Source organism: Candidatus Accumulibacter cognatus, assembly GCF_000584975.1.
Taxonomy (GTDB): Bacteria; Pseudomonadota; Gammaproteobacteria; order Burkholderiales; family Rhodocyclaceae; genus Accumulibacter; species Accumulibacter cognatus.
Genome location: NZ_JDST02000131.1, coordinates 1 through 15,409, shown reverse-complemented (window position 1 = coordinate 15,409; position 15,409 = coordinate 1). Strand labels below are relative to the sequence as shown.

The 15,409-nt window shown below is 58.7% G+C and carries 16 protein-coding genes; 9 read left to right on the top strand and 7 right to left on the bottom strand.

Annotation, left to right across the window (positions count from 1 at the left end):
- The first annotated feature begins 548 nt into the window (after positions 1–548).
- On the top strand, positions 549–1,748 hold the full coding sequence (locus AW06_RS19080; protein WP_034953588.1) for an NnrS family protein: 1,200 nt from the start codon (positions 549–551) through the stop codon (positions 1,746–1,748).
- Positions 1,749–1,862: 114 nt separating this feature from the next.
- The gene (locus AW06_RS19075) at positions 1,863–2,387 is read left to right on the top strand and encodes an ACT domain-containing protein (RefSeq protein ID WP_034953582.1); all 525 of its coding nucleotides are present in this window, start codon (positions 1,863–1,865) and stop codon (positions 2,385–2,387) included.
- Between the two features lie 49 nt (positions 2,388–2,436).
- On the opposite strand, the gene AW06_RS19070 is transcribed toward AW06_RS19075, so the two are convergent.
- The 4 genes from AW06_RS19070 to clpS form a co-directional block, all read right to left on the bottom strand.
- Positions 2,437–2,949 carry an ankyrin repeat domain-containing protein gene (locus AW06_RS19070; RefSeq protein WP_273704911.1) on the bottom strand — a complete coding sequence of 171 codons (513 nt, stop codon included), beginning with the start codon at positions 2,947–2,949 and terminating at the stop codon, positions 2,437–2,439.
- Positions 2,950–2,977: 28 nt separating this feature from the next.
- Positions 2,978–3,472 carry a ribonuclease E activity regulator RraA gene (gene rraA / locus AW06_RS19065; protein WP_034953578.1) on the bottom strand — a complete coding sequence of 165 codons (495 nt, stop codon included), beginning with the start codon at positions 3,470–3,472 and terminating at the stop codon, positions 2,978–2,980.
- A gap of 63 nt (positions 3,473–3,535) precedes the next feature.
- On the bottom strand, positions 3,536–5,794 hold the full coding sequence (gene clpA / locus AW06_RS19060) for an ATP-dependent Clp protease ATP-binding subunit ClpA (RefSeq protein ID WP_034953576.1): 2,259 nt from the start codon (positions 5,792–5,794) through the stop codon (positions 3,536–3,538).
- Positions 5,795–6,103, bottom strand: a complete 309-nt coding sequence (clpS, locus tag AW06_RS19055) for an ATP-dependent Clp protease adapter ClpS (protein ID WP_034953574.1) — start codon at positions 6,101–6,103, stop codon at positions 5,795–5,797.
- Between the two features lie 260 nt (positions 6,104–6,363).
- Here clpS and AW06_RS19050 point away from each other — a divergent pair, with 260 nt between their 5' ends.
- Positions 6,364–6,567 carry a cold-shock protein gene (locus tag AW06_RS19050; RefSeq protein WP_015768464.1) on the top strand — a complete coding sequence of 68 codons (204 nt, stop codon included), beginning with the start codon at positions 6,364–6,366 and terminating at the stop codon, positions 6,565–6,567.
- 118 nt (positions 6,568–6,685) lie between these two features.
- Here AW06_RS19050 and moaC read toward each other — a convergent pair whose 3' ends face one another.
- Positions 6,686–7,168 carry a cyclic pyranopterin monophosphate synthase MoaC gene (moaC, locus tag AW06_RS19045; protein ID WP_034953572.1) on the bottom strand — a complete coding sequence of 161 codons (483 nt, stop codon included), beginning with the start codon at positions 7,166–7,168 and terminating at the stop codon, positions 6,686–6,688.
- Positions 7,169–7,312: 144 nt separating this feature from the next.
- On the opposite strand from moaC, the gene AW06_RS19040 reads away from it, so the two are divergent.
- The 4 genes from AW06_RS19040 to AW06_RS19025 all read left to right on the top strand — a co-directional run bounded on the left by AW06_RS19040 (position 7,313) and on the right by AW06_RS19025 (position 11,369).
- Positions 7,313–8,770, top strand: coding sequence for a M48 family metalloprotease (locus tag AW06_RS19040; protein WP_324546214.1), 1,458 nt, complete (start codon positions 7,313–7,315; stop codon positions 8,768–8,770).
- A 28-nt stretch (positions 8,771–8,798) separates the two neighbouring features.
- Positions 8,799–9,026, top strand: a complete 228-nt coding sequence (locus AW06_RS19035; RefSeq protein WP_034921512.1) for a sulfurtransferase TusA family protein — start codon at positions 8,799–8,801, stop codon at positions 9,024–9,026.
- A gap of 131 nt (positions 9,027–9,157) precedes the next feature.
- A complete protein-coding gene (pabB, locus tag AW06_RS19030; RefSeq protein WP_246149001.1) occupies positions 9,158–10,855 on the top strand; it encodes an aminodeoxychorismate synthase component I in 1,698 nt (565 codons plus the stop codon).
- A 202-nt stretch (positions 10,856–11,057) separates the two neighbouring features.
- Positions 11,058–11,369: a hypothetical protein gene (locus AW06_RS19025; protein ID WP_034953568.1), complete on the top strand. Its 312-nt coding sequence runs from the start codon at positions 11,058–11,060 to the stop codon at positions 11,367–11,369.
- Here AW06_RS19025 and AW06_RS19020 read toward each other — a convergent pair.
- Complete coding sequence (locus AW06_RS19020) at positions 11,345–11,704, bottom strand: OadG family protein (protein ID WP_034953565.1); 360 nt, start codon at positions 11,702–11,704, stop codon at positions 11,345–11,347. The genes AW06_RS19025 and AW06_RS19020 overlap by 25 nt on opposite strands.
- A 45-nt stretch (positions 11,705–11,749) precedes the next feature.
- Positions 11,750–12,841 (bottom strand): sodium ion-translocating decarboxylase subunit beta, encoded by a 1,092-nt coding sequence (locus AW06_RS19015; protein WP_273704912.1) that lies wholly within the window; start codon positions 12,839–12,841, stop codon positions 11,750–11,752.
- Positions 12,842–13,130: 289 nt separating this feature from the next.
- Between AW06_RS19015 and AW06_RS19010 the strand changes: the two genes are divergently transcribed.
- Both AW06_RS19010 and AW06_RS19005 read left to right on the top strand, forming a co-directional pair.
- Positions 13,131–14,576, top strand: coding sequence for an ATP-binding protein (locus AW06_RS19010; protein ID WP_138678798.1), 1,446 nt, complete (start codon positions 13,131–13,133; stop codon positions 14,574–14,576).
- The gene (locus tag AW06_RS19005) at positions 14,573–15,256 is read left to right on the top strand and encodes a response regulator (protein WP_273704910.1); all 684 of its coding nucleotides are present in this window, start codon (positions 14,573–14,575) and stop codon (positions 15,254–15,256) included. The genes AW06_RS19010 and AW06_RS19005 overlap by 4 nt, the downstream gene beginning before the upstream one ends.
- The last annotated feature ends 153 nt before the right edge of the window (positions 15,257–15,409 follow it).

Below are 15,409 nucleotides of genomic sequence, written 5' to 3'. Positions count from 1 at the left end.
GGTGGGGGCTAAACGCATACGATCGGACCAGGGCATCAGTTAGTCCATCTCTATCAGGAAGTGCTCTCGTCGCGTGATCCGCTTCCTGCTTTCACTTTCCACCGGGGAAGAAGTCATCGGCTTCACCGGGGTGCTCACCAAGGGGGGATAGCCAACTATACCAGATCAGTATCTGGTGATTAAATCAGCGCCTCCATAGCAAACCTGGCAACAAATCGTTCCCTACGGTAACATCATGTCCAGTCATCGCTTCTCTCCTTTGGTCGATCAAAGCCTTGACAAAGTGATTTTGGCGAACTGAAGCGCTTGCTCACTATCAATATGTTTTAAGGAAACACCAATTTAATCGTTATTTCACGGCAAGTAATCATGCAACAAATTGATTTTATTGATGAAAAAATCTCGTTTACCGATTAAATCAGCGCTTCCTTAATGAGTCGGCCGCTCAGCGCCCCGGTTTGAATGTCTACGGATCCTGGTCAGAAAATCAATTGAAGTGGCGAACACCTCCGTTATCGAGCATAAACTCATTGTAGATGGACATCACCATGTCAAAACTGCTGTCAATCACGGAACCTGGCCTGCAACAAGACGCATCGAATGCAAAATTTGCGCTCTGGGCTCTGGGTTTTCGACCGTTCTACTTACTTGCCAGTATTTTCGCAGCCTTGTCGATCCCGCTTTGGGTTGCCCAATACACGGGATACTTGCCGGTCAGTTTGATGCACGGCTCGACTTGGCACGGTCATGAGATGCTGTTCGGGTATACGCTGGCGGTAGTCGCCGGGTTCCTCTTCACGGCTGGCCGTAACTGGACCGGACAGCCGACGCCGACTGGTGGCGTGCTATTTGTCTTTGCCTTGCTCTGGATCGCCGGACGGGTCCTGGTGCTGACGCCTTACGCAACCGCTGCAGCCCTGGTGAACGTCGCATTTCCGATAGTGGTCGGGATTGGACTGGCAATCCCTTTGGTGAAGAGCCATAATCGACGCAACTACTTCTTCGTCGCGCTGCTGATACTTCTTGGTGCAGTCGTTCTGGCCATGCATCTTTCCTGGCTCGGAATGCTGGCCTGGCCTGAACGGGTGAGTTTGCAGGTTGGGCTCGATGTCGTCCTGTTCATTATCGCGGTGATGGGTGGACGGGTGATTCCCATGTTTACCAACAACGGTATCCCGGGTACACAAGCCATACGCCATCCACTCATTGAAAAGATCGCACTCGGATGTGTCCTGGTTTTGCTGGGTGCCGATATTCTGTCGGCGACAGCAACTATGATCGCAACCATTGCGCTGGCTGCCGCCGTGGTGCACGCGGCCCGGCTCTACCTCTGGCAGCCTTGGCGAACCTTTGCTACGCCGCTGGTATGGGTGCTGCATGTGGCCTACGGCTGGGTTATCATCTCTCTCGTGCTGCGAGCACTGGCGGTGCTCGGCCTAGTTGCCGAGCCACTCGCGATACACGCCCTGACGATCGGGGCCATTGGCGGCATGACGATCGGTATGATGACACGCACCGCGCGCGGCCATACCGGCCGTCCGCTCCTTGCCGATGGCTTCGAGCTTGCCTGTTTCGTCCTCGTCCAAGCTGCAGCGGTGATCCGGGTCTTCGGGGGCATGATCGTTCCCTATGCCTACCTGGGCACGGTCATAGGGTCAGGGATTTGCTGGTCTCTGGCGTTTGCCTTGTATGCAATTCGGTATTGGCCAGTGTTGTCGCGGGAGCGGATTGACGGCAAGCCTGGGTAAACCCCTCTTGCACATCCTTCGACTTTGTGCTCTACCCGGTTGCAACGAGGAACCGGTATCAAGCAGTCTGACGGCAGAGGGTAAAATGGCGGTTTACCTTGCCAGGAGTCTTCCATGAACGTTTCACTTGTTCTGACCGTGATCGGCGATGACCATCCAGGTCTTGTCGAACAGCTTGCCACCACCATCAGTCAGCACCAGGGAAACTGGCTGGAGTCGTCAATGTCCAATTTATCCGGCAAGTTTGCCGGGATTGTCTGCGTTAGCGTCGCAGAGGCACAACTTGCTGCTCTTTCGAAAGCGCTTGCCGCTTTACCCGGCCTGCGTATCATTTCCGAGGTTTCCCGCTTGCCCACCGGTGAGGCCGGCCAGCGACGGTTGAAGCTTTCGCTGGTGGGTCATGACCGTATCGGCATCGTTCGCGAAGTCTCGCAGGTGCTTGCCCGGCATGCGCTCAATGTCGAGGATCTCAGCACCTACACAGCAAGTGCGCCAATGTCGGCAGGAATGCTCTTCCACGCCAGCATCGAGTTGACTGCAGCATCAAAACTCGACGCGAGTGAACTGACCCGTGAGCTGGAGAGCCTGTCGAACGACCTGATGGTCGATATCACGCTCGACGAAGCCGATCGCAACTGAGCGGTCTCGCTGCCTTGAGGCCACGCAGGCACGATGGGCACAATGACGACTACTTCTTCTTTTCCATTTCTCGTGCCGCCCTGATCATGTCAGCATCAAGCACGGCCGTATTGGTTCCATAGCAGCTGAACATTTCGATTTCCTCGACGACGACCGGCGGCTCAGGGTGGTATTCGCCGGCTCCGGCAGTCTTCGCGCTGTATTGCTGACCTCTCAAGCGTGCGATCATCATCTCCTGTTCGGACAGCCCAGTCTGCATACCCGGCGGAACCTTCGCCCCCAGCTCGATCAATGCCTTGACGACCTCTTTGCGGTTGCCGCGAACGGCCATCGACAAAGGCGAGGTGGGTTGGGAATTATCCGGGGTGTTGACTTTCGCGCCACGGCTGACCAGCTCGCGGACGATGTCGGCGTATCCCATGAAACACGCGACACCGAGCGGCAAGCCGGGGTCGCCCCGACCGTCAAGTAACTCAGCTGATGCGCCAGCGTCAAGTACCGCCCTGACATCGTGAAGACGCCCTGAGCGAATGGCCTTAAGCAAGTCTATGCCAACGTTCACGCTTGATCTCCGATCCTGTGGCCTGGTTTCAGCCTAATGGCTGCTCACTGACGACTATTCCATCGCCGTCAACATAAATCCACTCACCCGGCCTGAAAGTGACGCCACCGAAACTGACAGCCAGATCGCGGTCGCCGACGCCTTTCTTGATGCTCTTCAGGGGGTGCGTATCAAGCGCGCGCAGGCCGAGGTCGATACGACTGATGTCTTCGGAATCGCGGATGCAGCCGTACACCACAATTCCTTCCCAGGCATTTCTGTGAGCCAGAATTGCCAACTGGTCACCGACCAGCGCGCAACGCATCGAGCCACCTCCGTCAATCACCAGAACCTTGTCCCTGCCATCTTCAGCAAGAACTTCACGTACCAGCGAGTTGTCCTCGAACAGCTTTAGCGTGACGACCTTGCCAGAGAAAGCGGAGCGGCCCCCATAATGGCGAAACATGGGTGCGACGATACGGACGCTGCCAGCCTGAATTCCGGCCTCGTTGTTGTCCAGTAAGTCGGGGGTCTTGAAACGCATGCGGCTGGCCTTGGTGATTGTGGTTCAAGAAATGCGCATTGCTCGTGGCATGGTCATGGCTGTTCAGGCCAGTACCGCGTGCTCTTCTTCGAAAGTCAGCTTCACTTTCTTGTTTTCGTCGATGTCGACGGTCACGTGGCCGCCGGAGGCCAGTCGCCCGAACAGCAACTCATCGGCCAGCGAAGCGCGGATGGTATCCTGAATGAGGCGAGCCATCGGGCGGGCACCCATCAGCGGATCGAATCCTTTTGCGGCGAGATCCTCTTTCAGTGCCGTGGTGAACACCGCCTCCACCTTTTTTTCATGCAGTTGTGCCTCGAGCTGCATCAGGAACTTGTCTACAACCCGCAGGATGACGGCGTGGTCAAGCGCTCCGAACGAGATGGTGGCGTCGATTCGGTTGCGGAATTCTGGGGTAAAAATCCGCTTGATCTCGGCCATCTCGTCGCCAGCCTTCGGGGATGGGTTGAAACCCATCGTTGCTTTCTGGATGGCTTCCTGGCCAGCATTGGTGGTCATGATGATTACCACATTGCGGAAGTCTGCCTTACGTCCGTTGTTATCGGTCAGTGTACCGTGGTCCATGACCTGCAGGAGGATATTGTAGATGTCAGGATGCGCTTTCTCAATCTCGTCGAGCAATAAGACACTGTACGGTTTCTTGGTGATCGCCTCGGTCAGCAATCCGCCCTGGTCGAAGCCGACGTAGCCCGGTGGCGCACCGATCAGGCGCGAGACAGCGTGCCGTTCCATGTACTCCGACATGTCGAATCGCACCAGTTCATTACCAAGACAATAAGCCAGTTGCTTGGCGACCTCCGTCTTGCCGACTCCGGTTGGTCCCGAAAAAAGGAAGCTGCCAATCGGCCTGGTGGGATTACCGAGGCCGGAACGGGCCATTTTGATTGCTCTGGCAAGCGCATCGATGGCTGCATCCTGGCCAAAAACCACGGCTTTCAGGTCACGGTCAAGATTCCTCAGGTTGTTGCGGTCGTCGGACGAGACGTGGGTCGAGGGGATACGTGCAATCTTCGCGACGATTTCCTCGATGTCGATCTTGCCAATCAGTTTCTTCTGTCTCGATTTGGGAAGGATCCTCTGTGCGGCGCCCGCTTCGTCAATGACATCAATTGCCTTGTCAGGCAGGTGGCGGTCGGTAATGTAACGTACCGAGAGTTCGACGGCCGAGGTCAATGCCGCAGCCGAGTACTTGATGCCATGATGAGATTCGAAGCGTGACTTGAGTCCCTTGAGGATCTCGACCGCTTCGGCGCTTGACGGCTCGTTGACGTCGATTTTCTGAAAGCGCCGTGAAAGCGCGTGGTCCTTTTCAAAAATGCCGCGATATTCGGTGTAGGTCGTCGCGCCGATGCACTTCAACTGACCAGTGGACAGCGCGGGCTTGAGCAGGTTCGACGCATCGAGGGTGCCGCCTGAAGCCGATCCTGCGCCGATCAGGGTGTGAATTTCGTCAATGAACAGAATCGCTTGCGGATTGTCGCTGAGTTGCTTCAAGACTCCCTTTAGCCTCTGTTCGAAATCACCGCGATACTTGGTGCCGGCCAGAAGAGATCCCATATCAAGACAGTAGACATTGGCTTTGGCGAGAATCTCGGGAATCTCACATTCGACGATCCGGCGTGCCAGCCCTTCGGCAATTGCAGTTTTTCCGACACCCGCCTCGCCGACCAGCAGTGGATTGTTCTTGCGGCGGCGGCAGAGCGTCTGGATAACCCGCTCAAGCTCACGGTCACGGCCAATCAGCGGGTCAATCTTGCCCTGGAGAGCCAAGGCGTTGAGATTGATGGTATAGCTCTCGAGTGGGCCAGCAGCGCTTGGCTGTTCGCTTTCCGCCTCGACTTCCGGTTCGTTGCGCGGCGCGCTCTGCGGCACCTTGCTGATTCCGTGCGAGATGAAGTTGACTACATCAAGGCGACTGACCCCCTGTTTCTGCAGGTAATAGACCGCATGCGAATCCTTTTCTCCAAAGATCGCGACCAGAACATTGGCGCCGTTGACTTCCTTCCTGCCGGAAGACTGAACGTGCAGGATGGCGCGCTGAATAACGCGCTGAAAACCCAGGGTCGGTTGCGTATCGATCTCGTCATCACCAGCGACAGTTGGCGTGTGCTCACTGATGAAGCGGGTCAGATCCCGGCGGAGTTGCTCAATACCTGTTCCGCAGGCGCGCAGGGTTTCGGCAGCCGATGGGTTGTCGAGTAGTGCCAGCAGCAGGTGTTCGACAGTGATGAATTCATGGCGTTTCTGCCGTGCCTCGACAAATGCCATGTGCAAGCTGACTTCAAGTTCCTGCGCAATCATTTAATTTTCCTCCATTACGCACGCCAGGGGATGCTGGTTACTGCGTGCGAAGGTTGTGACCTGTTGAACCTTCGTGGCGGCGACGTCGCGCGGAAAGATTCCACAGACTCCACGGCCCTCGGTATGAACTTTGAGCATGATACGGGTCGCGTGTTCTCGATCAAGGCCAAAAAATTTTTGCAGAACGATGATCACGAAATCCATCGGGGTAAAATCGTCATTCAGCAACAGGACCTTGTACAGGGGCGGAGGCGCAAGTTGCGTGCGTTTCGCTTCGAGCAGGGAACTGTCTTGATGCTTTGTGGCCATGAGTTAATTCTAACCAGTCTTTGCGGATGCGCAATACCAGTCTTGCCCTTTTTCGGGATCGTCAGACGGTGCTGCCAGCAACCGACATTGAAAACGCTTGACGCCGCTGCCCGATCTAGCGTAAAACGCTAAAATGCTCTTAGTACAGGCGGCTGGTCGGTGTTTATCTAGGTCTGAGATCGCTGATCGGTTGGTGTTGAATGAGAAGCATGCAAGTCGGGCGATACCCGGGTTTAGTCTTTTTTCAAGGAAGTGGCAAGATGGCAACAGGTACAGTGAAGTGGTTCAATGACGCTAAAGGTTTCGGCTTCATTACTCCGGACGATGGTAGTGAAGATCTATTCGCCCATTTCTCCGCGATTACCATGGGCGGTTTCAAGACCCTCAAAGAGGGCGAGAAGGTTTCCTTCGACGTGACGCAGGGCCCGAAGGGCAAGCAAGCCTCGAATATTTCGCGCGCCTGATTCTTTGGGTGTGCAATAGGGACCCGCCTTCGGCGGGTTTTTTTTCGCATCACGCCTGGATCTCTATCGCTTGCCGCCTGCTTTCGTACCGGGATGTGAATGGTGCGGCCTCGTCATCTCAGTTCCCTGTCCAGTGTCCTGACTTGCCGCCGCTTTTCTCGAGCAGGCGCACCCCTTCGATGCGCATCCCGCGATCAACAGCCTTGCACATGTCGTAGATCGTCAGCAAACCGATACTGGCGGCGCAAAGCGCCTCCATCTCGACACCGGTGCGGCCGAAACATTCGGCGCGCGCTGTGCAATGCACGCGGTTGGTTTCTTTGTCGATGGCAAAGTCGACCGATACCTTGGTCAAGACGATCGGGTGACACAAGGGGATCAGGTCGGCAGTGCGTTTGGCGCCTTGAATCCCGGCAATTCGCGCGATGCCAAGGACGTCGCCCTTGCTGGTCGAACCTTCCAGAATGTGAGCCAGCGTTTCCGGCCGCATCAGGATGCTGCCGGTGGCCATCGCCTGTCGATGGGTCTCGGTCTTTTCGCCGACGTCGACCATCTGCGCCTGACCTTGTGGGTTGAAGTGGGTAAGGGGGGTAGTGGGCATGATCGTCAGTGAAGTACGCAGGTTGTCGCCAATGGAGGTACCCGAAATGGAGCCGCTGGCACTTGGTAACGCTTGGTAACAATCTTGCGGCTGGGCATTAGTTATCATAGCACCATCGCTATTCGCCGATGCCCGGGAGCTGAGTTGATCAGAATCGCTTGTGCCGCCGTATTCCTGACCCTAACGGTCGTGTCGGGGAACTTCCCGCTGCGGGCAGACGAGCTTCCCGACTTGGGGGAGGCGGCGCATGCCGAACTCCCGCCGCAGATTGAACGGAAGATCGGCGAACGCATCATGAATGAAATCCGCCTGCGTGAACCGAGCTACGTTGACGACGCGGAGCTTTCCGACTACCTCAATCGTCTCGGCAGCCGCCTGGTTGCTGCCAGTTCGAATCCGTCACGCGATTGTCAGTTCTTCTTTGTTCGCGATAACACGGTCAATGCATTTGCGATGTTCGGCGGTTTCATCGGCGTGAACACCGGCACCTTGCTGACGGCGCAATCGGAGTCTGAACTGGCTGGCGTGCTCGCACATGAAATCTCGCATGTGATGCAGAATCACCTGGCCCGGCAGATTGCCCGCGAGAAACAGAATTCGATCGCCAGCATGATTGCGATGGCCGTCGGGGTACTGGCTGCCCGCTCCAACTCGCAGGTCGCCAGTGCTGCGATCGCGTCGGCACAGGCTGGCTCGATTCAGGCACAACTGGCCTATAGTCGTGATTATGAACGAGAAGCTGATCGCCTGGGTTTTCAGATGATGACTCAGGCGGGTTACGACGTGCGCGGCATGGGCGACTTCTTTGGTCGCTTGCAGCAGGCCGGGCGGGTATACGAAAACAACGCACCAGTCTATATGCGCTCGCATCCGCTGACCCTGGAACGGATCTCCGACATGCAGAACCGGGCGCAGGATGCTCCCTATCGGCAGGTGGCCGACAGCCTGGACTTCCATCTTGTGCGCGCCAAGTTGCGCGCGCAGATGGGCACACCGCGCGAGGCGGTCAACGAGTTTGGCAAGCAGTTGCGGGACAAGAAGCATGTTTCGGAAGCAGCCACCCGCTACGGGCTGGTGTACTCGCTGTTGAAGTCAAAGGAAGTGGCTGCCGCGCAGCGGGAACTCGAGGCGCTGATTGCTCTCAAGCTGTCTTCGCCGATGATTGCCGGTCTCGCGGCCGAGATCAGGATGGCGGCCAATGACCTGGCCGGAGCACTGGCGATCTATCGCGATGCCTTACAGCGCTATCCGCAGTCCAGGGCGCTGGTCTATGGTTACGCCGAAGCACTGCTGGCAGCGGGGCAATACGAACAGGGCCAGCGCTTTCTGGACTCGCAATTGCAGGTCTACAGTTCGGACTACAAGCTGTATGGCCTGCAGGCCAGAACCTTCTCGGCGGCGGGCAGGCGCCTCCAGCAACATCGGGCGCAGGCCGAGTTCTATCTGCTGCAGGGACAGCTGGGGCCGGCGGTTGAACAACTTCAGTTTGCGCAAAAGGCTGCCGACGGCACTTTTTTCGAACAGTCTGCGGTAGACGCACGTCTGCGTGAATTGCGCAAACTACAGCTGGAAGAGGCGAAGGAGAAGCGGAATGGCGGGTAAAATACGCCTTTCGTTGGGGGGGCGGGCCATGCATTTTGATCGAGAATTAGATGTCAAGGGGCTGAATTGCCCGTTACCGATTCTGCGTACCAAGAAGACTCTGTCCGAAATGTCTCAAGGAGAAGTGCTGCACGTACTGGCCACCGATCCGGGTTCTCTCAAGGATTTCGAGGCCTTCGCCCGGCAGACTGGTAATGAACTGCTGTCGAGCACTGAGTCGAACCGGGTCTTCGAGTATTACCTAAAGCGCAAGTAAGGAATTGCCTGGCGGACGGGCCCTTGCTGCGGTGTTCCTTGCCAGAGCGCAGATTGATGCCTGCCTGCTTCGCCTTATTTGACGGTGACGGTGGAAGTGCACTGCTGCTGAGCGAGGGGTGTCGATCTATCGTGCTCGACACCGCAGCCGATCCTGTACGGGTTTTTGATGTGGTCGAGAGGGCGCTTGCGGCCGGAAACTGGGTGGCACTGGCGGCCGATTATGCACTCGGTGCAAGCCTCGAACCGATCCTGGCCAAGCCACCACCGGGGCGGACCCTGCTCCGGGCCTGGGTATTTGAGCAGGCAGAGTGGCTTGACCCGCCGATGGTCCACACGTTTCTTGCCGAACAAGTGGCAGGGCTCCCCGAGTATCAACGGCTGGCCGGAATCGCCGAACTGTCACCTGGCGTCGATGCGGCCAAGCATGCCGAGCAGGTCAGGCAGATTGGCCACTGGATCGCAGACGGCGACTGCTACCAGATCAATCTGACTTTTCCGCTGACTTTCCGGATCTACGGTCATCCGCTGGCGCTATATACGCGCTTGCGCGAGCGGCAGCCTGTTCGCTATGGGGGCTACATCGGCTGTGGCCAGGAAGCGATTCTTTCCTTCTCGCCGGAGCTGTTTTTCGAACGCTCGGGCAGCCGCGTCGTGACGCGTCCGATGAAAGGCACGGCGCCGCGCGGCGGCACGCCGCGGGCCGATCAGGAGTGGCGGGCGGCGCTGCTCAGCTCGGCGAAGGAGCGCGCAGAGAACATCATGATCGTCGATCTGCTGCGCAATGACCTGGGACGACTGGCGCAGCCGGGCAAGGTGCGTGTCGAAGCCCTGTGCGAGGCCGAGGCCTATCCAACGCTCTGGCAGATGGTGTCTACGGTGGCTGCAGACCTGCCGGCAACGCCCCTGATCGAGCTGTTCGGCTCGCTGTTTCCCTGCGGGTCGATCACCGGCGCACCGAAGATACGCGCCATGCAGCGCATTGCCGAACTGGAAGAATCACCACGTGGCCTGTACACTGGCGCTCTGGGCTGGTTGGCGCCGACTGGCGACTGCCGTTTCAATGTCGCCATTCGCACCATCGAAATGGGAACCGACCAGCGGGCGCGCATGGGGGTGGGTAGCGGCATCGTCGCCGATGCGGATCCGGCGTCCGAGTATGCGGAATGTCTGCTGAAAGGGAGTTTTTTGACCGCTTTCGATCCGGGATTCGAGTTGTTCGAAACCTTGCGCCTCGAAGACGGAGAGTATTCCTGGCTGCCTCTGCACCTGGATCGCTTGCAGGCTTCTGCTCGCGGCCTCGGTTTCGCCTGTGCGCTGCCGACGGTGTCCGCGGTGCTGGCTGCAGAAGCTGCTGGTCGACCGCGCGGGGTCTTTCGCGTTCGTCTGACGCTCGCGCATGATGGCAGTTGCCGCGTCACCGCGTCGCCTTTCATGGACGAACCCGGCCGCCAGTGGAAAGCACGCCTGGCGGCTGAAGCGCTGCCCGACGACGACTACCTGCTGCGCCACAAGACCACGGCGCGCATCCGCTATGAGCGCGCGCTGGCGGTGCTGACGGCATGCCCCGCGGTCTTCGACACGATCTTTCTCAACACGCGCGGCGAGGTTTGCGAAGGCGCACGCAGCAACGTCTTCGTCGAGCGCGACGGGGTGCTGCTGACGCCACCTCTGCACTGCGGCCTGCTGCCCGGCGTGCTGCGCCGCCAACTGCTCGAATCGGGGCGCGCGCGTGAACAGGTGCTACGGCTCGAAGACCTGCGCGGGGCTTCCCGACTGTATCTGGGCAACGCTCTGCGCGGTCTCTTGCCGGTGTTGCTCGAACAGTGACCGCGGGGGTCGTTCCTGGCATTACGACGTTCAGGTGTCCCGGTCTCTGAGTGGCATGCCCCCTCGGCTTGCTGACGGGGAACAAAGTTTTAACGCCGGGATAAACGGAGCGCGAGCGCGCTCGACTGGCTGAATGACTTCAATTCTATGGAGGGAATGAACATGGCGACGATCAACGGTACTGCGAACGAGGAGATCCTGAATGGACTTGTTGGAAATGGCCAGGATACCTGATGCCATGATGATGTTCTGGTTTTTGATCGTCATGCTGGCCGCAGCATGGGGAATTGTCGGCCATCTTCAGGAAAACCTTGCGAAGATGCCCCGGCCAGCACCTGCTCAGATCGTGCTGCCATCCGTACCGACGGGTGCTCCAGCGTTACCCCAGCTAAATTCTGCTGACGATGACGCGGTCAAGCATGCAAGCGCGGATGGGGATTCAAGGCCTTTGGACAAGGCATCCTCTACCGAGACACCCAGACAAGGAGATCAGTGCTTTGGCAAATGCGAGTGATGATGCGCGACCCGGCCGGCCGTGCTCCACTCAGCGCTGTGCGGCTCGATGTGCAGAATACGATGATCTCCGACCATGGCAGCTATCGCGGTAGCGATGGAGACGACATCCTCGATCGGAATCTCATGGTCGGCAATGGGCGCCTGAGCCGGCACTTTCTTCGTCGGTACGGGGGCGGACGGGCGCTTGTGCGACACCCAGGTGCCGACGCGGTTGAGTAGCGGGAACCATGAGAGTACCAGGCCGATGAACGAGATCACTACGAAGCTCAGGAAGAAGTCGATCAGGCTGAGGAGCAACGCGCCTTCAAGGGTGTCGGGAATGAGGGAACTCATGTTCGCAGTTCTCAATGTGCAAAGGGTAGAGTCAGCATGGCGTGCTTAGCCGACACCGATCAGCGCGAGCATGATGCCGCCGGAAATGGCTGTGCCGAAGACGCCGGCGAGGTTCGGACCCATCGCGTGGTAGATGAGGAGGTTTTTCGGGTTCTCTTGGTACGCCACGATGTGCGAAACGCGCGCCGCGATCGGAACCGAAGCGATTCCGGCCGAGCCGATCAGCGGGTTGATCTTGGTCTTCATGAACAGGTTCATGATCTTTGCCGTCACCACGCCAGAACCGGTGCCGAACAGAAAGGCGATTAAACCGAGACCCACAATTTCCAGTGTCTGCAGCGTCAGGAACTTTTCCGCCGCCATGGTGGAGCCAATGGCCACAGTCAGGATCATGATGATCACATTCATCAGGCCACCCGCAGCGGTCTTGGCCAGGCGATCGACGACCCCGGTTTCCTTGAACAGATTGCCGAGCATCAGCATGGTGATCAGCGGTGCGACCGGCGGAAAAAACAGATTGACGATGATCGCGATCACGATCGGGAAGGCGATTTTCTCCAGCTTGCTCACCTTGCGCGATTGTTCCATGCTGATCTGGCGTTCGGCCTGGGTAGTCAGCAGCCGCATCACCGGCGGCTGGATCATCGGCATCAGCGCCATGTACGAATAGGCGGCCACCGAGACCGGGCCAAGTAGATGTGGCGCCAGCTTGACGGTGACGAAGATCGCCATCGGGCCGTCGGCGCCACCGATGATACCGATGGCGCCGGCCTCAGCCAGGCTGAAGCCGAGCAGTTTGGCGAGAATCAGGGCAACGAAGATTCCCAGGTGAGCCCCGGCGCCGAGAATGACCAGTTTGGGATTGGCGATCATCGGTCCGAAGTCGGTCATGGCGCCGACACCGAGGAAGATCAGCGGCGGAATGATCAGCAAGGCCACGCCCTGGTAGGCGTAGTGGAAGAGCCCACCTTCCTTGACGACATAGAGCAGTGCCGAAATCGCCTGTCCACCCGGTACATCATCTGGTGGGCCGGGAACGTTGGCGACGATGCACGAGAATCCGATGCCGATCAGCAGCAGCGGTTCGTAATGCTTGGTGATGGCCAGATAGATCATCGTACAACCGATGATGACCATCACCAGGTTACCGAACGAGAAATGCACCGCCCCGGTCTGATCGAGCAAGGCCTGGAGAAAAACCAGGATTTGATCCACTGCCACCTCCTGTATCCGGGAAGAATGGCAGGATGACCCGCCACTCACCGCTGCGCCGGGAATCGCCAACGGTGATGATTTGGAGTATAAGTATCGCCGACGAGCGTCCTAACTAGGGTTGGCACTAGATCTTGCCGCCAGTCTTGCCAATGACTTGCCCATGCACTGACCGGTCTCAAGCAGTGACACCCACCATTTCGCGGTGCTCGCCGTGAATCGCCCGATGACCTTGCTGCCGCCGGGATTGTCGGGTGGTGCCCGGATCGCGCATGCAGGCACCGGCAGGTGGCTCGCCTTGGCGCTGCTGCTCACTACATGGATCGGCGCTCTCGACTACTTCAGTGGCTACGAACTGCGACTCGGCAGCCTTTACCTGCTGCCGATTGCTCTCGCCACCTGGAAAGCAGGACGCCATGCGGGGCTTTCGATCGCCGCCGCCGCCTGCCTGTGCTGGCTGTTCAGCTTCAGCTCGTCGCACGGCTACGCGCGGCCGGAACTGTTCTATTGGGATGGCCTCGTGATGGTGGGGGTCTTCGTCGTCTTCGTCATCCTGCTGACCCGGCTGCGTTTGGCGCTACATCGCGCCGACGAGCGTTTCGTGCGCGTTCTCGACGAAATGCACGCGGCTGTCTATGTGGTGGACCCGCACAGCGGACGGATCCTGTACGCAAATCGACGCCTGGCGGAGATGATCGGCGCGGAGCCGAATATGCTGGGTGCTGCCGACCTCCCGCAATACCTGACCGTTGGCGATGGCCATGATCGCCGCGGCGCGCCGTACCCCTCGCAGGGCTTCAGCTCCGAAGAACGTCGCGACCCAGCGAGCGGTCGCTGGTATCTCGTGCAATTCGGCCCGATACCCTGGCAGGACACCAGCGCAGTGACCCTGATCGTCGTCACCGACATCTCGGATCGACGCCACGCGCAGTTTCTGCGGCGCGAGAACCGGGACATGCTGTACCGTACGTCGCGCCTTTCCGCGCTCACCGAAGCGACTTCTGCACTGGCACACGAGATCAACCAGCCGCTGATGGCGATCGCCAGCTACAACGACGCCTGTCTGCGCCTGTTGGCCAGCGAAACAATGGACCGCGCGGAACTGGTACACGCGATCAAGAAGTCACACGGCCAGGCCATACGCGCCGGCAACATTGTCACGCGGATGCGCGACTTCGTTCGCAGCAAACACCCCCAGCCGGTATTGTGCGAACTGAACGCCATCGTTCGCGAGGCGATAGAGCTGATGGAAGCGCGCATCGAGGACCACTGCGTCGTCGTCAACGTCGTTCTGGGCGAGGACCTGCCGCCGATACTCGCCGATCGTTTCCTGCTCGAACAGGTGGTGGTGAATCTGCTCGAGAATGCGGTCGATGCGATGCGGCCGCTTGTCCAGGCGCGTCGCCGGCTCACCGTCTCGACCGGGCGGCAGCCCGCGGGCGTGATCACCGTATCGATCAGCGATAATGGCGAAGGAATACCCGCGGCGATCGACAAGCATCTGTACACGCCATTTCGCTCCACAAAACCACAAGGGCTCGGGCTCGGTCTGTCGATCTGCCGCTCGGTGGTCGAAGCACACGGCGGGCACCTGTGGCATGACCCGAATCCAGGCGGGGGCACGATTTTCCACTTCACGATCGCAGCGGAGGATGAGTGAGCGACAGTCCGGCAATCGAACAGACGGTATTCGTGATCGACGATGACGAGGCGGTACGCGACTCGCTGGGAATGCTGTTGCGCACGGCTGGCCTGCAAGTGCAGCTTTTCAAGTCGGCGCGGGCCTTCCTCAAGCGCTTCAGCCGGGAGTGCTCGGGCTGTCTGATCCTCGACATCCGCATGCCGGTGATGAGCGGTCTCGACCTGCAGGACGAGCTTTACAAGCGGCGATGTCGCATCCCGATCGTCTTTCTTACCGGGCACGGCGACATCCCGATGGCCGTACGCGCGTTGAAAAAGGGCGCATTCGACTTCATCGAAAAGCCGCACGACGGGCAGCGCCTGGTGCTGGCAACCTGCCATGCGCTGCGCGCCGATGCCGAGCAACGCTACGGCATGTCTGCCTCCCTGCATTCACCGCCGGACCTGGCGGAGCGCCTGGCGCTGCTGTCAGTCCGCGAGCGCGAGGTGCTCGCGCACATCCTCAAGGGCCGGCAGACGCGCGCCATCGCCGAGGAACTCTGCGTCAGCGTCAAAACGGTCGAATTCCATCGCAGCCGTATTCGGGAAAAGTTGCACGTCGGCTCGCTTGCCGAGTTGTTCCGGCTGTTCATGACGAACGGCGTGCAGGGCCTGCGGCGCGATGAGTACCCTCCTGTAGTGGCATCCGAAGAAGAATAACGCGATGTGCAACTTTCAATGAGGTTGCACTGACCTGCCGGTTTTCACCAACCGGAGCCGGCAATGCTTACAGGTGTAGGTTTTTTTCGAGCATTGGTTCTGTGGCAGAGTTGGCCAAGGTTCCGGGACGGTGTGCGCGACGGGAATCATTTG